Genomic DNA, 16,814 nt, shown 5'->3' on the forward strand with positions numbered 1-16,814 from the left:
CCCGTGTCCGGGCGACCTCCGGCGGTGGCAGGCTGGTGTCATGCGCATCGCCCTCACCGGCTCGTCCGGAAAGCTCGGCACCGTCGTCGCCCGCGAACTCCGCGCGGCCGGACACGAGGTCATCGGCCTCGACGTGGTCGGGGCGCGCGGGCCCGGCTTCGTGCAGGTCGATCTCACCGACTACGGCCAGGTCGTCGACGCCCTGACCGCCGTGAACGACCGACACGACGGGTTCGATGCCGTGGTGCACCTCGGCGCGATCCCGGCCCCCGGCATCCGGTCCGACGTCGCGACATTCCACAACAACATGACGGCCACGTTCAACGTGTTCTGGGCGGCCGTGAGGCTCGGCGTCCGCAAGATCGTGTACGCCTCGAGCGAGACGGTGCTGGGGCTGCCGTTCGACGTGCCGCCGCCGTACATCCCCGTCGATGAGGAGTACCCGCCGCGACCCGAGTCGGTGTACTCGCTGGTGAAGACCCTCGAAGAGCGGATGGCCGTCGAACTCGTGCGCTGGCATCCCGATCTGTCGATCACGGGCCTGCGGTTCTCGAACGTCATGGTGCCCGAGGACTACGCCGCGTTCCCGTCGTACGACGATGACGCGACGAAGCGCAAGTGGAACCTCTGGGGCTACATCGACGCACGCGACGGCGCGCAGGCCGTGCAGCGCGCCCTCGAGGTCGCCCCGCCCGGGTTCGAGACCTACATCATCGCCGCGGCCGACACCGTGATGTCACGCCCCAACGCCGAGCTCGTCGCCGAGGTGTTCCCCGGCGTCGAGACCCGCGAGTTCGGCGAGCACGAGACGCTGCTCGCGATCGGCAAGGCCCGCCGGCTGCTCGGCTACGACCCGCGGCACTCGTGGCGGGACCACGTCTCAGGATCATGAGCGACGACCCGCGCCTCACCGCCGCCCGCTACCGCGCCGCCCACGGCGGCGAGGGCGGTGAGGACGGAGGGGATGCCGGCGCGCCGACGCCGCAGGCCGCCCAGGCGTATTCGGCGGCCGATCGCGCGGCCGTGGTCGAGACGGCCATCCAGCAGGCGATCCGCCGCGGCGAGTTCGACGACCTGCCGGGAGCCGGCAAGCCCATCCCCGGGCTCGGCGAGACGCACGACCCGGACTGGTGGATCCGCCGCAAGATCGAGACCGAGAACCTCACCGGGCTCGGCCCGCCGGCGCTGATGCTCCGCGTCGAGGCCGAGACGCTCGAGGCGGGCCTCGACCAGCTGACCCGCGAGTCCGAGGTGCACGACGCCCTCGAGGACTTCAACCGCCGCGTCGTCGAGGCCCGCCGTCAGCTGCTCGGCGGCCCGCCCGTGGTGACCCCGACGCGCGACATCGAGGCCGAGATCGCCGCGTGGCGCGAGCGCCGCGACGCGCGTGCAGCCGCAGAGGCCGCCGAGGCGATGGATGCCGCACCCGCCCCGCGCCGTCGCTGGTGGCGTCGGCGGGACGCAGGGTGAGGCATCCACTCCCTGCTCCGATCTACTTCACCGCCCCGAGGGTGAGGCCGGTGCGCAGCAGCCGGTAGCTGAAGGCATAGACCACGAACACCGGGATCGCCGAGACCACCGCGAATGCCATCATGCGGGGCCAGTCGATCCCGAAGGCACCCGCCTGCTGAGCGATGAGCGCGCTCATCGGATACTTCTCGGGCGACAGCATGAACGTGATGCCGTAGAGGAACTCGCCCCACGACACCAGGAACAGGATCGCGCCGACGGTGAGGATCCCGTTGCGCGCGAGCGGGAGCGCGAGCGAGAAGAAGGCGCGCACCGTCTTCGCGCCGTCGATCCTCCCCGCCTCTTCGATCGCCGTCGGGATGGCCGCGAAGAACGGGCGCAGCAGCAGCACAGCCCACGGCAGCAGCATGGCGGCATCGGCCAGGACGAGCCCGGCGTCCGTGTCGAGCAGGCCCGCCTGCGCGAGCAGCCAGAACAGGGGGATGAGATTCGCGGTCTGCGGCACCATCTGCAGCACCACCAGCAGCGCCAGCAGGGGGACGACGATGCGTCCGGCCACGCGGGCGAGAGCGTAGGCCGCGGGGATCGCGAAGGCCAGGCAGACCAGGGTCGTCCCGACCGCGATGATGGCGGACTGCCGCATCGACGCGCCCAGCTGCGGGTCCGCGAACGCCTCGGCGTACGCCTCAACGGTCGGGGTGAACAGCAGTGACGCCTGCGACGAGAGGACGTCGCTCTGGCTCTTCAGCGAGGTCAGCACGATCCACAGCAGCGGGATCCCGTAGAGCAGGTACAGCCCCACCCGTACGGCGAAGGCCAGCGGTTCCCTCCGGCGACGAGCACCCACGTCAGACCACTCCCTCGTTGCGGCGCACATCGCGCGCGTACACCAGCGCGAAGACGACGACCACGACCAGCGACAGCAGCGCGGTCGCCGCTCCCGCACCGTAGTCCAGCCGCTGGAAGGCCTGCACGTAGGCCAGGTAGGGCAACGTCGTCGATGCGGTGCCCGGACCGCCCGCGGTCATCACATAGATGAAGTCGAAGCTGCGGAACGCGTACACGATCGTCAGCACGGTCAGCACTGTCGCCGCCGGGCGCGCATGCGGCAGGAAGATGTAGCGCACGCGATGACGCGGACGCGCGCCGTCGACCTCTGCCGCTTCGAGGACCGCGTCGTCGACGCTCATCAGCGAGGCTTTGAAGATGAGGGCGTTGAAGGGGATCACCGCCCACGCGTTCACGAGCGCCACGGACCACAGCGCGAGCTGGGGATCGTAGAGGAAGCCCACCCCCGCCGCCGCCCCGAGCGTGCGCAGCGATTCGTTGACGAGGCCGTGGTCGGCCAGCAGGAACTTCCAGATCGACCCGTTGATCACCGGCGGGAGCGCCCACACGAAGACCATGAGCCCCAGCAGGAACGAGCCGCCTCGTGTCCCCGACCAGACCGAGACGGCGGCGGCGAATCCGCCCACCATCCCGAGCACCGTGACGACCGCCACGAACGCGACGGTGTTCAGCACGACCTTCGCGAAGTCGGGATCCGCGAACAGCCGCGCATAGTTGCCCCACCCCACGAACTCCCAGTCGCGGTTGAGGGTGGCGCCGCTGACGGCGCTCACGCTCATCCGGCCCAGGACGATCAATGGCCAGACCGACAGCGCGGCCAGGAGCGCGAGCGCCGGCACGGCGAACGCGAGCCGGCCGTCGCGCACGCGCCGGGAGGGCCGCGCGCGGGTCGTCCCCGTCGGGCGTGTGCCCGACGGGGACGACCCGTCCGAACGCGGCGAACGCAGGCCGGCGAGCGGACTCGTCTGCGTCATCTGCGCATCAGTCCTTCAGCAGCGGCGTGAGCTGGGTCATCAGCTGGTCGGCGAGATCGTCGGGCGATCCCTCCCCGGCGATGGCCTTGCTCCAGTAGTCGCCCATCAGCCCCTCGACGGCGTTCACGTTGGCCGACGGCACCGCCGGACTCGGCGACGGCCGTCCCTGGTTCTGCACGATGTCGGCGAACACGCTGAGGATGGGGTCGTCGCCGATCTCGGAGGCCGACGCGGCATCGGAGCGCGTGGGGATGGCGCCGAAGCCCTTCAGCAGCGCAAGCTCGCCGTCGGTGGAGAAGAACGTCGACTCGAGGTACTCCTGCGCGAGATCCTTGTGCTTCGAGAACGCGCCGATGTTCTGCACCTCGCCGCCCAGCAGCATGCCGCCCTCGTCGGTGATCGGCAGGGGCGCCACACCGTACTCGAACGCCGCCTCCTGCGCAGCGGCGACCTGCCAGTTGCCGTTGACGGCGAACAGTGACGCCCCCGAGGCGAACTGCTGGAACGGGATCGTCTGGTCCCACGTGGTGGCCTCCTTCGACAGGTAGCCCGCGCTCACCCAGTCCTGCAGCATCCCGTACGTCTCGGCCATCGGCTCGGCCTGCGCGTCGGCGTAGTCGAAACCGTACGAGGTGAACCACGGGAAGCCCTGCCACTGGCTCTCAAGGCCCGGCTTGCCGGTCAGCGTGATGCCCTGCTTGCCCGCCGCGACAGCCTTGGCCATGTCGTCTTCGAGCTCGGCGATGGTGGTGGGGGGTGCCGCGATCCCGAGCTCGGCCATGAGGTCGGAGTTGTACCAGAGCCCGAGCAGGTTCACGAAGCCCTGCACGCCGTACAGCGTCCCGTCGATGCGCTGCATCGCGCCGTCCGGGAACTGGTCCGCGCCGTCGAAGTCGTCGAACCAGTCCATCGGCTCGATCGCGCCCGACTGCGAGAGGTCGTACGTCCCCGACGCGCCGAAGACGATCACGTCAGGCCCGGTCTTGGCACCGGCGGCGGTGACAGCCTTGGTCGTCATCTGCTCGACGGGGATGTACTGATAGTCGACGGTCACGTCGGGGTGCGCCGCGGTGAAGGCGGCCGCCATCTCTGTGAGCGTCGCCACCTGCCCGTCGGTGTTGTAGTAGTGCCAGACGGTGAGCGTGACCGCTTCGGCGTCGGATCCGCCGCCGCCGCTGTCGCCGGCGCAGCCGCTCAGGGCGAGTGCGGCGACGGCGATGCCGACCGACAGGCCGACAGCGGGCCGTAGACGAGTGTGCTTCATTGCTTGCGCCTCTCTGTTGATGCCGCGAGTGGGCTTTCGTTTCATCGATGAACCGGAGCTGCGGAACGTGTTCCATCGGCATCTTGCCGACCGAAAGGGTTTTCGTCAACAGTTTTTCGCAGGTTTCCCTCCGACGAGATTCACCCTTGACCACGTGTGATTCGTACGGCTACCGTGCATTCAGTTCATCGATGAAATGAGGTGCTGTCGTGACAGCCGAAGCGACGTCCGTGAGACGATCCCCTGCCGCCGGGCCGACGCTGCGCGCTCCGATCGAGGTCGGCGCACCGATCGGCGTCGCCGACCGGCGGCTCTTCGGGTCGTTCGTCGAGCACCTCGGCCGCGCCGTCTACGGCGGCATCCACGACCCCGGGCACCCGCACACGGATGCCACGGGCATGCGCACCGACGTGATCGACCTGGTGCGCGAGCTCGGCGTCACGCTCGTCCGCTACCCCGGCGGCAACTTCGTGTCGGGCTACGACTGGCGCGACGGGATCGGCCCGAGGTCGCAGCGGCCACGGCGACTGGACCTCGCGTGGAAGTCGATCGAGACGAACGAGTTCGGCACCGATGAGTTCATCGCGTGGTGCCGCGCCGCCGGCGTCGAGCCGATGCTGGCGCTGAACCTCGGCCTGGGCGACGTGCGCAGTGCCCTGCGGCTGCTCGAGTACGCGAACCACCCTGGCGGCACCAGCCTCTCGGACGAGCGTGCGGCCAACGGCACAGCGCAGCCGCATGACGTGCGGCTGTGGTGTCTGGGCAACGAGCTCGACGGTCCGTGGCAGCTCGGCCACAAGTCCGCCGAGCAGTACGCGCACGTCGCCGCGAACGCCGCCGCCGCCATGCGCATGTTCGACCCCGCGCTCGAGCTCGTCGCCGTGGGGAGCTCGAACGCCGACATGCCGTCGTACGGCGCGTGGGAAGAGACGGTGCTCGACAGGACGATCGAGCTCGTCGACTACATCTCGTGCCACATCTACTTCTACGAAAGCGACGACCTGGGCGAGTTCCTGCGTTCCGCTGATCGGCTCGACGCCTTCCTGGAGGGGGTGGATGCCGTCATCCGGCGCGTCCGCGACCGCCACCCCTCGGCCCGCGACGTGCGGATCAGCCTCGACGAGTGGAACGTGTGGAACTTCCGCGCATACGACGACATCAAGGACGCCCGCGACTTCGAGCACGCTCCCCGTCTGCTCGAGCAGGAGTACACGGTTGCCGACGCGGTGGTCGTCGGGTCGCTGCTGCAGAGCATCCTCGCGCACTGCGACATCGTCGCGATCGCCGCGATCGCCCAGCTCGTGAACGTCATCGGCCCGATCCGCGCGGAGCCGGACGGGACTGCCTGGCGCCAGACGATCTTCTATCCGTTCGCCTCGGCCGCGCGCAGCGCGGGTCACACCGTCCACTCGACGAAGACCACGGGCGCGGCCGAGGTGGTGGCCACGGTGACGGCCTCGGCCGACCGCGCGACGGCGCGCGTGCACCTGACGAACCGGTCGACGACGTCGCCCGCCGTCGTCGAGGTGGACCTGTCGTCGCTCGCCCCTACGGGCGTCGTCCACGCCGAACTGCTGTGGGACCCCGACCCGCACGCCGCGAACGTCGCGACCGACCGCGAGCGCGTGCGGCCGCGGACCCCCGCCACCGTCCTCGATGACGGTCGGCTGCGCCTCACCCTGCCGCCCATATCATGGGCGGGGATCGAACTGAGCTGTTCGGCGGACGGATGAAAGGGGCGGTGCGACAGGCGATGACCACCGTCACGATGGCCGATGTCGGCAAGCGCGCGGGCGTCACCGCGCGCACCGTGTCGAACGTGCTCTCGGGCAGCGCGGCGGTCCGTCCCGACACCCGGGAGCGCGTGCTGCGTGCGGTCGATGAGCTCGGCTACCGCATGAACACCTCTGCCCGGAGCCTGCGCACCGGGCGCACCGGGACCATCGGCCTCGCGATCCCCGACCTCGGCATCGACTACTTCAGTGACCTCGCCAGCCGCATCATGGTCGAGGCGGAGCGTCACGGCTGGGCGGTGGTCATCGAGCAGACCGGTGCGCGCCGCGAGACCGAGCTCGCGATCCTCTCGGGCGCGCGACGACAGCACGCCGACGGGCTCATCTTCCAGCCGCACGCCCTCGGCCCGGGCGATGAGCGCTTCCTCGCCGGCAACGACAGGCTCGTGATCCTCGGCGACCGCATCTTCCACGGTCCCGTCGACCACGTGGGGATGGCGAACACCGAGGCCGCCGCACTGGCCACCCGCTATCTGCTCGATCGCGGGTACCGCCGGATCGCCGTGATCGGCTCGAATCCGCAGGTGAGCACCGTGAGCGCCGCCTCGCTGCGCCTGGACGGCTATGCCCGGGAACTGGCTGCGCGCAGCATCCCGTTCCGCGACGAGTACGTCGTTGTCGCCCAGGAATGGCACCTGCGCAACGGGTCGACTGGCATGTCGCAGCTGCTGAGCCTGGCCGAACCGCCCGACGCCGTGTTCTGCTTCAACGACACCCTCGCGTTCGGCGCGCTGCACGCGCTCGCCGCCCGCGGACTGCGGGCGCCCGACGACGTCGCGGTCATCGGGTTCGACAACGTGCCGATGGCCGAGTTCTCCGTGCCGCCCCTCACCACGATCGAGCCGGGCACGGCGCAGATCGCGAAGCACGCCGTGGACCTGCTGGCGGCCCGCGTCGAGGGGCGCGCCACCGCGCCGACCGAGCTCATCACGGACTGCTCGCTGGTCGTGCGCCGCTCGGCCTGACCGCGACCGGCCTCACCGCCGAGGGATCGTCGACCCCCGGATCACCAGACGCACCGGCAGGTGGTGCGTGCCCTGGCCGATGTCGACGCCGTCGATCGCGTCGAACACGCGCTGCGCGGCCTGCCGGCCGAGCTGCTGCAGGTTCGCGTCGATGCTGGTCAGCTGGGGACGCGAGTTGGTCGCCAGCACCTCCCAGTTGTCGTAGCCGATGACCGCGAGGTCGTCGGGGACGCTCCGGCCGAGATCGCGAGCCGTGTCGAGCACGCCTCGCGCGATCTGGTCGGAGCCGCAGAACACCGCGTCGACGTCGGGGTGACGCTGCAGCAGCATGGCGGCGGCATCCCTCCCCCAGTGCTCGGTCCACTCCGAGAACATCGGGTCGCCGACGAGCTCCAGCCCGGCGGCGTCGAGGGCCGCGCGAGCGCCGGCGATGCGGTCCTGCGCAGCCGCGTACGCCGGGTCGCCCGTGATATGGGCGATGCGGGTGCGGCCGCAGGCGATCAGGTGCTCGATCGCCATGCGCCCGCCGACGTAGTTGTCGGGCGTGAGCGACAGGTCGCGCGGATCGTCGGACGGCGCATAGGCGTACACGACCGGCACCGGGATCTCCTGCCCGAGTGAGGGACGCGGATCGGTCTGACGACCCACGACGATGATGCCGTCGACGCGACGGCTCAGGAGCGCTTTGAGATGGTGCTGCTCGCGGATCGCATCGCCGCGTGCGTCGCACAGGAACACGTTGACCTGCCCCGCCCCGAACGCGTCCTCGGCACCCATCAGGATCGGGATCATGAAGCGGCCCTCGAGGTCGCTCGTGAGCAGGCCCACGGTGCCGGTGCGCCCGGCCAGCAGCCCCTTCGCCATGGCGTTGGGGGTGAACGACAGCTCCTCCGCCGCGCGCAGCACGCGCTGCCGGGTCGCGACGGCGACGTCGTCGCGGTCGTTCAGCGCCTTCGACGCGGTCGCGATCGACACCCCCGCCAGCCGCGCCACGTCACTGAGCGTGGCGGCTCTCGATCCCATCTCGTTCACTGCCACCGGCACCCCCTTCGGTGCTTAAACGTTATCGAAGACACTACTTGACGACACCATAACCCTGGCGATAGCTTGCACGAAATGGCTTTCGAAGATTTCGAAGGCCTCTTGCACCCCGACGCAGCGGTGCCGACCCGATCGGCGTCATCCGCTCGAAGAAGAGCCAGAGGAGACAGTTGCATGATCACCACTCGACGTCGTGCCGCGCTGCGTGCGGCCACGGCACTCGTCACGGCGGGCGCCCTCATCGGCGGCCTCGCCGCGTGCACCGGCAGCGGTGACACGCCCACTCCGGCGGAGTCCATCCCCGCCGACGGCACCGACGACGGCTCGACGCTCACGCTGTGGACGCGGGCGCCGCTGGAGAAGCAGGCGAACCTGCTCGTCGACGCCTACAACGAGTCCCACAAGAACCAGGTCGAGCTGACCGTCGTCCCCAACGACGACTACGTCGCCAAGGTCGGCGCAGCCGCCGGCTCCGGCGGGCTGCCCGATCTGTTCGCCGCCGACATCGTCTACGTGCCGAACTGGGTCGAGCAGGGCCTGTTCCAGGATATCAGCGCGCAGATCGACGCCCTGGACTACAAGGACCAGATCAACCAGGGCCACCTGTCGGCCGGCACCGACGCAGACGGCAAGGAGCACGTCCTGCCCTTCGTGCTCGACCTGTCGATGCTCTTCTGGAACAAGGAGCTCTTCTCCGAGGCCGGCCTCGACCCCGAGAAGGCCCCCGCCACGATGGCCGAGTACGCCGACGCCGCGAAGAAGATCCAGGCGCTCGGCAAAGACGGGGTCTACGGCACCGCGACGGGGCTCAACTGCGGTGGATGCCTCGTCTTCACGTGGTTCCCGGGCATCTGGGCTTCGGGCGAAGAGGTGCTCAGCGACGACGGCCGCGAGTCGCTGCTCGCCAACGACGCCGCCAAGGAGGTCTACAGCACCTGGCGCGACCTGTGGGAGTCGGGCGCCGTGCTGCCCAGCTCCCAGGACGAAGCCGGCCCGACTTGGACGGCCGCGTTCACCGAGGGCAACGTCGGCTTGATGTACTACCCCGCCACACTGCTGTCGTCGACGCCGTTCGACGTGGGCGTCGCCGGCATCCCCGGAGTGGACGGCGGCGCGTCGACGTTCGTCGGCGGTGACGGCATCGGCGTCTCGAAGGACTCGAAGAAGTCCGCACAGGCGTGGAACTTCCTCACCTGGCTCATGTCGGAGGACGCGCAGGTCGGTGTGCTGGCGAAGGACAACGACGTCGTCTCGCGGGCCGACTTCGCCGACAACGAGTACGCGGCGAAGGACGAGCGGCTGGTCACGATCAACCAGGTCGCCGCGAAGGGCGACACCCCGGTGGCGCTCAACTTCCAGCAGGCGTTCAACGCACCCGGAAGCCCCTGGCTGACGCTCGTGCGCAACGCCGTGCTGCAGGGCGCCGACTCGGTGGACGCCGACAACGACGGCATCACCGAAGTCCTCGCGCAGTGACCGACGGCGGCGGCCCGGAAGACCGGGCCGCCGCCCCCATCCCCCGGAGAACGATCGCATGTCCGCCGAGACGCTCAGTCCGCCGACGACTCCCCCGCCCCTCCCGCCCGCGCGGCGTCACACCTCTCGTGCGCGCCGAGACGCGCTGCGGGGCTGGTTGTACGCCTCTCCGACCGCCCTGTTCGTGGTGTTCGTGTTCCTCGTGCCGCTGGCGCTCGTGCTGCAGATGTCGGCCTCCGACTGGCCCCTGCTGTCGGGCAACCAGGGCTGGAACCTCCCTGAGAACTACGTCGACGCCGTCCAGCACCGGCTGTTCTGGGACGCGACCTGGTTCACCCTGAAGTACACCGTCATCACGACGGTCCTCCTCATCGGCCTGGGCCTCGGGCTCGCGCTGCTGGTGCAGGAGTCGACGCGCTGGAAGTCGATCCTGCGGACGTCGTTCCTCGTGCCGAGCGCACTCGGCCTGGCCTCGGCATCCCTCCTCTTCTACGTGCTCTACTCGCCGTACGCCGGGCCGTTCGCCGACCTGATGCAATCGTGGGGCTTCACGTTCCTCGGGACCCCCGAGGGGGCGCTGTGGTCGACGGTGTTCCTCATCGTGTGGCGCTATGCCGGCTTCTACATGCTGCTCATGCTCGTGGGACTGCAGGCGATCCCCGATGACGTCTACGAAGCGGCGCGCATCGACGGCGCCTCGACGTGGCAGACCTTCCGCCGCATCACGCTGCCGCTGCTGCGCCCCACCTTCGCACTGACTGTCGTGCTGTGCGTGACCGGCTCGCTGCTGGCGTTCGAGCAGTTCTACATCCTCACCAAGGGCGGCCCCGACAACAGCACGATGACGATCGTCCAGCTGATCTACAACGTCGCCTTCCAGGGCCAGAACAACCTCGGCATCGCCGCCGCGCTCTCGGTCATCGTGCTGCTCGCCCTGATCCTGATCAACATCGCCCAGCTGCGCGCGTTCCGCCGCACCGACGAGGACTGAGACCTCCGCCATGTCTGTGCAGACCCTTCCCTCCGCGACCCGCCTCATCACGGTGCAGCCGTCGCGGCACGGCCGGCGTTCTCCGGCGATGCGCGTCGTGTTCGGCATCCCGTACGCCGTGCTGACGACCGCGCTCGCGATCATGTTCCTGTACCCGCTCATCTGGACCGCCGTGTCGTCCGTCGCCCCGCGCGCCGGCACCAGCCAGGACGAGGGATGGGGCTTCGGCAACTATGCGTCGCTGGCGAACTACCAGGCCGGCATCTGGGTGTACCTGGGCAACTCGGCCTTCGTGTCGCTGCTGACGGTGCTGCTCACGCTCGTGGTCTCGACGCTCGGCGGCTACGCGTTCGCGCGATTCTCGTTCCCGGGCAAGAACCTGCTGTTCCTCACGGTCCTCGCGATCCTGATGGTGCCGTACACGACGCTGCTCATCCCGCTGTACGTGATCCTCAACGCTGTCGGCTTGAGCAACTCGCTCGTCGGCGTCGCGATCGTGCTGACGATGTTCCAGCTGCCGTTCTCGATGTTCATGATGCGGATCTCGTTCGAGTCCGTGCCCCGCGAGCTCGACGAGGCGGCGATGGTCGACGGCGCGACGACGTTCGGAGCGCTGCGGCGCGTGCTGCTGCCGGCGGTCAAGCCCGGCCTCATCACGGTCGGCATGTTCGCGTTCCTCGCCGCGTGGAACGACTTCATGGCGCCCCTCATCCTCATCACCGACACGAACCGGATGACGCTGCCGCTGGCCGTGTCGAACCTCCGTGTGCAGGTGCAGGGCGTCATCGACTACGGGGCGACCGAGGCGGGCGTCGTCGTGCTGGCGCTGCCCTGCATCGTGCTGTTCCTGGTGCTGCAGCGCCACTACGTCCGCGGATTCATGTCGGGAGCCTTCAAGGGATGACCATGCAGACCACCACCACTCCTCAGGCACCCGTCGCCCCCGCGCACGGTCGCCTCCGTCCGCTGGGCCTGCACGAGGTGCGCATCACCGGCGGCTTCTGGGGCGACCGGCAGAAGGTCAACGGCACTGCCACGCTCGAGCACATCCAGTCGCGGCTGGAGTCCGAGGGCTGGCTCGGCAACTTCGACCGCGCGGCCGACGGCACCCTTCCCGAGGGCCGTCGCGGACGCGAGTTCTCGGACTCCGAGGTGTACAAGTTCCTTGAGGGCCTCGCGTGGGAGATCGGCCGCACCGACGACCCGGCCCTCGAGGCCCGCTTCCGTGCGGTCGTCGCACGGGTCACCGCCGCGCAGGAGCCCGACGGCTACCTGAACACCAGGTTCGGCCGGCCGGGCCAGGGCGCACGGTGGTCGGACCTCGAATGGGGTCACGAGCTCTACTGCCTCGGGCACCTGTTCCAGGCCGCGGTGGCGCGGGTCCGCACCCGCCCCGGTGCCGACGACGGCCTGCTGGGGATCGCCGTCCGGGCGGCCGACCTGGTGTGCGACGAGTTCGGCGCCGACGGGCGCGACGGGATCTGCGGGCACGCCGAGGTCGAGGTGGGGCTCGCCGAGCTGTCACGCGCGACCGGGGACCCGCGGTACCTGGAACAGGCGCGCCTGTTCGTCGAGCGCCACGGCCGCGGCACGCTCCGCGACATCGAGTGGGGCCGCACCTACTTCCAGGACGACGTGCCGGTGCGCGAGGCCACCTCGCTGCGCGGCCACGCCGTGCGCGCCAACTACTTCGCCGCGGGCGCGGCCGACGTCGCCGTCGACACCGGAGACGACGACCTGCTCGCCGCGCTGCGCCGGCAGTGGGAGCACACCGTCGCGCGCCGCACGTACGTCACGGGCGGCCAGGGCTCGCACCACCAGGACGAGGCGTTCGGCGAGGACTGGGAGCTGCCCGCCGACCGCGCCTACTCCGAGACCTGCGCGGGCGTGGGCTCGATCATGTTCGCGTGGCGCCTGCTGCTCGCCGGCGGCGACCCGCGTCAGGCCGATCTCATCGAGCGCACGCTCTACAACGTCGTCGCGACGTCGCCGGCGCCGGACGGCCGCGCGTTCTTCTACGCCAACACGCTGCATCAGCGGGTGCCGGGTGTGCCGGCCGACCCCGCCGAGACCTCGCCGCGCGCCTCGTCGTCGTTGCGCGCGCCGTGGTTCGAGGTGTCGTGCTGCCCACCGAACGTCGCCCGCACGCTCGCGAGCCTCGACGCATACGTGGCGACCGCCGACGACGAGGGCGTGCAGCTGCACCAGTACGCGCCGGTGTCCGTGCGCACGACGCTCGCCGACGGCCGCGTCATCGCGTTCGACGTCGAGACGGACTACCCGGCCTCGGGGTCGATCCGCGTGATCTCGAGGGGGGATGCCGCATCAGGCGCACCCTGGACGCTCACGCTCCGCGTGCCGGCGTGGGCCGCCGGCGCACGGCTGCGTGTCACACCCGCCGACGGCTCCCCCTCCGACGACCGCGAGGCGGCGCCGGGGACGGCCGAGCTGCGGCGGCAGTGGCGCGCCGGCGACGTCGTCGAACTCGCACTGCCGATGACGCCACGGCTCACCGCCGCCGACGCCCGCATCGACGCGGTCCGCGGCTGCGTCGTCGTCGAACGCGGCCCGGAGGTTCTCGCGCTGGAGTCGGTCGACGTCGGGGTCGACGCCGATGTCGCCGACCTGGCGCTCGCCCCCGGGGCGACGCCGGTCGAGCGGGACGGCCGCGTGTGGATCGACGTCGTGGACCGCGGCGGCGACGGTGCCGGCTGGCCGTACGTCCGGGCGGGCGAGGCCCCGGCGGAGGCGGCATCCCGGAGCGTCCCCCTCGTGACCTATCACGAGTGGGCGCAGCGCGGACCCTCGACGATGCGCGTCTGGATCCCCGCCACGACCTGAGCGGGCCCGATCAGGGGTTCGGGTTCGTCGCCCTGCCGTCGAGCCACAGGACGTTCGTGAGGTCGGAGTGGGTGCCGTCGGTGCCGACGTGCTTCTCGCTGATCTGCGGTCCCTTCGTGATGACGTGCACCAGTGCCATCGCATGCCCGCGGCCGAGGCCGTAGTCCGCGGCGAGCCACTCGACGATGGGCGTCGCCTTCGTCTTCTCGTCGAAGCCCTTCGCGTGCGCCTCTTCGACGAGCTCGCGGGGCGTGCGGCCGGTCTTGGTCTCGATGTTGTCGAGGTATGCCTGGAACGACATGGGTTCTCCTGGGTGGTCAGTTGCCTGCGCTGGGGATGTCGAGCACTCCGGGAGCATCCTGCCACTCCTGGATGATGCGGTCCGACGCGTGGATGCACAGCACCCGCAGGCGTGAGGTGCCGGAGTTCTTGAAACCGTGCCACACGTTGGCGGGCCCGGTGGCGGTGTCGCCGGGGACGGCGTGCAGCACGACGTCGCCGATCGTGATGCGCGCCTCGCCCTCGAGCACCACCCACGTCTCGGGGTACGGGTGGCGGTGGAGGTCCGGGCCCTGGCCGGGCTCGTTGTCGACGAAGAAGTACGACACGGCGGCGTCGTGCTCGGCGCCGATGAAGCGGCGGGTGCGGCCGGTTCCGACGCCGAGCTCGGCCGCGGGGACGATGGTGGGAGTCGCGGTGTTCATGCCCTCAGCCTCGTGGGGCGGCATCCCGAGCCCTATAGTTTCGATGTGGATCGAAAGTTCGTGGACTTCCAGCTCGCGCCGGACGACCTCGCGGCGATCCGGTTCGGCATCTCTCCCGGCCACGAGCTGTGCCACGCGGTGCGCGCGATCCTGCGACCTGATGAGTACCCGCTGCAATGGGGGTGGATACGGGCCCATCGTGGCGGCATCCCCCGCGAGCAGTTCGAGGTGCTCGCGCTGCTGATCCGCGAGGACGGATATTTCCCGGACTTCCTCACGACCACGCCGACGTGGGAGCTGACCCCCGAGGCCGAGGCGGAGCGTGTGCGCGACATCGACGACGAGCGCTTCGCGGTCGACATGACGAAGGTGCTGGTGCGGTCCGAGGGCGCACGCCGCACCGCCGTGCAGCACATGCTCGACCAGCCCGACCGTGCCCGCGCGATGATCGCCGACGCGTGGCTGTCGGTGTGGAACACCGCCGTCGCTCCGGTGTGGACGCCGCTGGAGCGCCTGCTTCGCGCCGACATCGCGGTGCGCTCGCGCCGCATCGCCGAGAGCGGCATCGGCGACATGATCCAGACGCTGCACGACCGCGTGCAGTGGTCGGACGGTGCGGTGCGCGTGACGATGCGCATCTGGAGCGAGGTGGTCGACTGCCGCGGCAGCGGACTCGTCCTCGTCCCGTCGGTCATGGGCACGACGGGATGCTTCGTGCTCACCGAACCGCCCGCCCAGCCCACGCTCTTCTACCCCGCGCAGGGGGTGACATCGACGTGGGCGCGCGACTCGGCGGACGCCGCCACCGCGCTGGGTGCACTGCTGGGCCCGGCGCGCGCCCGTATCCTGCTCGACGCGCACGAGCCGCGCACCACGTCGCAGGTCGCGCGCGACACCGGCCTCGCGATCTCGACGGCGTCGCACCACCTCACCGTGCTGCGCGATGCGGGGCTCCTCGCCTCCACGCGCGACGGCGCACGGGTGCTGCACCGCCGCAGCCCGCTCGGCGAGGCGATGGTCGGCGCGGCGCTGTAGAGGGGATGCCGCCACCCGGCCGCCGTTCAGGCCGCCTCGGTAGACTGGTGGTGCCATCCTCGATGTGCATCTACCTGCCTGCGCCCTCTGCGCGGGGCAAGGCGGCACGACGCGCCGCCGCCGGCGGCCTCAAGCCAGGAGCCAGATGCATACCGTCACGTCACCCCCCGACACCGCCACGACGCGCGCCGACCGCGGTCCGAGCCTCATCCGCGAGGCCGGCTACTCGTACTTCCCGATCGCGCTGATCGCCCGCCTGCCGTTCGCGATGATGGTCGTCGGAATCCTCACCCTCGTCGTCTCTGCGCGCGGTTCGCTGGCCCTCGGCGGTGCCACGAGCGCTATGACCGGCCTGGGCACCGCGCTCGTCGGTCCGCTGCTCGGCGCCGCGGCCGACCGGTTCGGCCAGCGCCGGGTGCTGCTGATCGCGGGCACCGCGAACAGCCTGCTGCTCATCGCGATGGCATGGCTGGCGTTCGCTCCGGTGATGGATGCCGCCCTCCTGGGCGCCGCGTTCCTCATCGGCGCCACGATGCCCCAGGTGTCGCCGCTCTCGCGCAGCCGTCTCGTCGGCATCATCGGCCGGGCCTACCCCGCCGACCGGCGCACGAAGGTCGTGAACGGCGCCATGGCGTACGAGTCCGCGGCCGACGAGATCGTGTTCGTGTTCGGCCCCGTCATCGTCGGGCTGCTCGCGACCACGATGAACCCCGCAGCGCCGGTCGTCGGTGCGGCGATCCTGGCCCTCGTGTTCGTGAGCGCGTTCGCGCTGCATCCCACCGCCCGCACCGTCGCCGCGCACGACGCCGCGCGTCCGGCGCAGGCGCCCGCCCGCGAGCTGTTCCGCGCCCGCGTGCTGGCGCCGGCGGCGGGCGCCCTCGGCATGGGACTGTTCTTCGGCTCGATGCTCACCTCGCTCACCGCCTTCATGGCCGAGCGCGGCGTGCCCGAGCAGGCGGGACTCGTCTACGGCGCGATGGGGATCGGCTCGGCCGCACTGGCACTCGGGGTCGCCCTCTTCCCGGCGCGATTCACGCTGCCGGCGCGCTGGCTGACGTTCGCCGCGGTGCTCGTGGCCGGTACGCTCGCGCTCCCGTTCGTCGACAGCGTCACCGCGATCGCCGTCGCGCTGCTGGTCATCGGCGTCGGCATCGGTCCGACCCTCGTGACGCAGTACAGCCTGGCCGCCGGCTACAGCCCGCAGGGGCGCTCGGCCACGGTCATGACCATGCTGGGCTCGGCCGTCGTGGTGGGCCAGTCGGCGGCATCCGCCGTCACCGGGATCGTGGCCGAATCGGCCGGAGCGGGCGCCGCTCTCGTGGCCCCCGTGGTCGCCGCGGCCGTCGTGCTCGCCGCGGGCGTCTGGAATCTGCTGGCGACGAGCCGGCTCACGCGCACGCACCACTGACGC

General features: G+C 70.5%; 16 protein-coding genes. 10 read left to right on the forward strand and 6 right to left on the reverse strand.

Translation table 11 applies throughout. The annotated features are described in order from the left end of the window. Positions 1-40: 40 nt before the first annotated feature. Positions 41-892 carry an NAD-dependent epimerase/dehydratase family protein gene (locus ABEA46_RS14280; RefSeq protein ID WP_345545217.1) on the forward strand — a complete coding sequence of 284 codons (852 nt, stop codon included), beginning with the start codon at positions 41-43 and terminating at the stop codon, positions 890-892. Then, positions 889-1,470: a DnaJ family domain-containing protein gene (locus tag ABEA46_RS14285; protein WP_345545218.1), complete on the forward strand. Its 582-nt coding sequence runs from the start codon at positions 889-891 to the stop codon at positions 1,468-1,470. The genes ABEA46_RS14280 and ABEA46_RS14285 overlap by 4 nt, the downstream gene beginning before the upstream one ends. Before the next feature lie 22 nt (positions 1,471-1,492). Here ABEA46_RS14285 and ABEA46_RS14290 read toward each other — a convergent pair whose 3' ends face one another. From ABEA46_RS14290 to ABEA46_RS14300, 3 genes are read right to left on the reverse strand one after another with little or no spacing between them, the layout of a single operon-like run. Further along, positions 1,493-2,317: a carbohydrate ABC transporter permease gene (locus tag ABEA46_RS14290; RefSeq protein WP_345545219.1), complete on the reverse strand. Its 825-nt coding sequence runs from the start codon at positions 2,315-2,317 to the stop codon at positions 1,493-1,495. Position 2,318: 1 nt separating this feature from the next. After that, complete coding sequence (locus ABEA46_RS14295; RefSeq protein ID WP_345545220.1) at positions 2,319-3,293, reverse strand: carbohydrate ABC transporter permease; 975 nt, start codon at positions 3,291-3,293, stop codon at positions 2,319-2,321. Positions 3,294-3,300: 7 nt separating this feature from the next. Continuing rightward, positions 3,301-4,557, reverse strand: a complete 1,257-nt coding sequence (locus tag ABEA46_RS14300) for a sugar ABC transporter substrate-binding protein (protein ID WP_345545221.1) — start codon at positions 4,555-4,557, stop codon at positions 3,301-3,303. Between the two features lie 230 nt (positions 4,558-4,787). Between ABEA46_RS14300 and ABEA46_RS14305 the strand changes: the two genes are divergently transcribed. Beyond that, on the forward strand, positions 4,788-6,290 hold the full coding sequence (locus ABEA46_RS14305; protein WP_345545222.1) for an alpha-N-arabinofuranosidase: 1,503 nt from the start codon (positions 4,788-4,790) through the stop codon (positions 6,288-6,290). Between the two features lie 20 nt (positions 6,291-6,310). After that, positions 6,311-7,315 (forward strand): LacI family DNA-binding transcriptional regulator, encoded by a 1,005-nt coding sequence (locus ABEA46_RS14310; protein WP_345545223.1) that lies wholly within the window; start codon positions 6,311-6,313, stop codon positions 7,313-7,315. Positions 7,316-7,327: 12 nt separating this feature from the next. Here the strand turns inward: ABEA46_RS14310 and ABEA46_RS14315 are convergent, their stop codons facing one another. After that, the gene (locus tag ABEA46_RS14315) at positions 7,328-8,338 is read right to left on the reverse strand and encodes a LacI family DNA-binding transcriptional regulator (RefSeq protein ID WP_345545746.1); all 1,011 of its coding nucleotides are present in this window, start codon (positions 8,336-8,338) and stop codon (positions 7,328-7,330) included. 192 nt (positions 8,339-8,530) lie between these two features. On the opposite strand from ABEA46_RS14315, the gene ABEA46_RS14320 reads away from it, so the two are divergent. The 4 genes from ABEA46_RS14320 to ABEA46_RS14335 are packed head-to-tail and all read left to right on the forward strand — an operon-like array spanning position 8,531 to position 13,664. Next, positions 8,531-9,832, forward strand: a complete 1,302-nt coding sequence (locus tag ABEA46_RS14320; protein ID WP_345545224.1) for an ABC transporter substrate-binding protein — start codon at positions 8,531-8,533, stop codon at positions 9,830-9,832. A 58-nt stretch (positions 9,833-9,890) separates the two neighbouring features. Continuing rightward, the gene (locus ABEA46_RS14325) at positions 9,891-10,823 is read left to right on the forward strand and encodes a carbohydrate ABC transporter permease (RefSeq protein WP_345545225.1); all 933 of its coding nucleotides are present in this window, start codon (positions 9,891-9,893) and stop codon (positions 10,821-10,823) included. A gap of 10 nt (positions 10,824-10,833) precedes the next feature. Beyond that, a complete protein-coding gene (locus tag ABEA46_RS14330; protein WP_345545226.1) occupies positions 10,834-11,727 on the forward strand; it encodes a carbohydrate ABC transporter permease in 894 nt (297 codons plus the stop codon). Next, positions 11,724-13,664: a glycoside hydrolase family 127 protein gene (locus ABEA46_RS14335; RefSeq protein WP_345545227.1), complete on the forward strand. Its 1,941-nt coding sequence runs from the start codon at positions 11,724-11,726 to the stop codon at positions 13,662-13,664. Before ABEA46_RS14330 ends, ABEA46_RS14335 begins: the two co-directional genes overlap by 4 nt. A gap of 10 nt (positions 13,665-13,674) precedes the next feature. Here the strand turns inward: ABEA46_RS14335 and ABEA46_RS14340 are convergent, their stop codons facing one another. Next, complete coding sequence (locus ABEA46_RS14340) at positions 13,675-13,965, reverse strand: DUF4287 domain-containing protein (RefSeq protein ID WP_345545228.1); 291 nt, start codon at positions 13,963-13,965, stop codon at positions 13,675-13,677. A gap of 16 nt (positions 13,966-13,981) precedes the next feature. Next, positions 13,982-14,368: a cupin domain-containing protein gene (locus tag ABEA46_RS14345; RefSeq protein ID WP_345545229.1), complete on the reverse strand. Its 387-nt coding sequence runs from the start codon at positions 14,366-14,368 to the stop codon at positions 13,982-13,984. A 45-nt stretch (positions 14,369-14,413) separates the two neighbouring features. Here ABEA46_RS14345 and ABEA46_RS14350 point away from each other — a divergent pair, with 45 nt between their 5' ends. Then, on the forward strand, positions 14,414-15,403 hold the full coding sequence (locus ABEA46_RS14350; protein ID WP_345545230.1) for an ArsR/SmtB family transcription factor: 990 nt from the start codon (positions 14,414-14,416) through the stop codon (positions 15,401-15,403). A 145-nt stretch (positions 15,404-15,548) separates the two neighbouring features. Next, positions 15,549-16,811 (forward strand): MFS transporter, encoded by a 1,263-nt coding sequence (locus ABEA46_RS14355; RefSeq protein WP_345545231.1) that lies wholly within the window; start codon positions 15,549-15,551, stop codon positions 16,809-16,811. Positions 16,812-16,814: the final 3 nt, after the last annotated feature.

Origin of the sequence: Microbacterium jejuense, from assembly GCF_039544225.1 — a bacterium.
In the GTDB taxonomy this organism is placed as follows: Bacteria; Actinomycetota; Actinomycetes; order Actinomycetales; family Microbacteriaceae; genus Microbacterium; species Microbacterium jejuense.

What these genes read in the sequence shown, in the direction of transcription:
- ABEA46_RS14280 (WP_345545217.1), top strand. Translation starts at nt 41, where the DNA reads ATGCGCATCGCCCTCACCGGCTCGTCCGGAAAGCTCGGCACCGTCGTC.
- ABEA46_RS14285 (WP_345545218.1), top strand. Translation starts at nt 889, where the DNA reads ATGAGCGACGACCCGCGCCTCACCGCCGCCCGCTACCGCGCCGCCCAC.
- ABEA46_RS14295 (WP_345545220.1), bottom strand. Translation starts at nt 3,293, where the DNA reads ATGACGCAGACGAGTCCGCTCGCCGGCCTGCGTTCGCCGCGTTCGGAC.
- ABEA46_RS14300 (WP_345545221.1), bottom strand. Translation starts at nt 4,557, where the DNA reads ATGAAGCACACTCGTCTACGGCCCGCTGTCGGCCTGTCGGTCGGCATC.
- ABEA46_RS14310 (WP_345545223.1), top strand. Translation starts at nt 6,311, where the DNA reads ATGACCACCGTCACGATGGCCGATGTCGGCAAGCGCGCGGGCGTCACC.
- ABEA46_RS14315 (WP_345545746.1), bottom strand. Translation starts at nt 8,338, where the DNA reads ATGGGATCGAGAGCCGCCACGCTCAGTGACGTGGCGCGGCTGGCGGGG.
- ABEA46_RS14320 (WP_345545224.1), top strand. Translation starts at nt 8,531, where the DNA reads ATGATCACCACTCGACGTCGTGCCGCGCTGCGTGCGGCCACGGCACTC.
- ABEA46_RS14325 (WP_345545225.1), top strand. Translation starts at nt 9,891, where the DNA reads ATGTCCGCCGAGACGCTCAGTCCGCCGACGACTCCCCCGCCCCTCCCG.
- ABEA46_RS14330 (WP_345545226.1), top strand. Translation starts at nt 10,834, where the DNA reads ATGTCTGTGCAGACCCTTCCCTCCGCGACCCGCCTCATCACGGTGCAG.
- ABEA46_RS14335 (WP_345545227.1), top strand. Translation starts at nt 11,724, where the DNA reads ATGACCATGCAGACCACCACCACTCCTCAGGCACCCGTCGCCCCCGCG.
- ABEA46_RS14340 (WP_345545228.1), bottom strand. Translation starts at nt 13,965, where the DNA reads ATGTCGTTCCAGGCATACCTCGACAACATCGAGACCAAGACCGGCCGC.
- ABEA46_RS14345 (WP_345545229.1), bottom strand. Translation starts at nt 14,368, where the DNA reads ATGAACACCGCGACTCCCACCATCGTCCCCGCGGCCGAGCTCGGCGTC.
- ABEA46_RS14355 (WP_345545231.1), top strand. Translation starts at nt 15,549, where the DNA reads ATGCATACCGTCACGTCACCCCCCGACACCGCCACGACGCGCGCCGAC.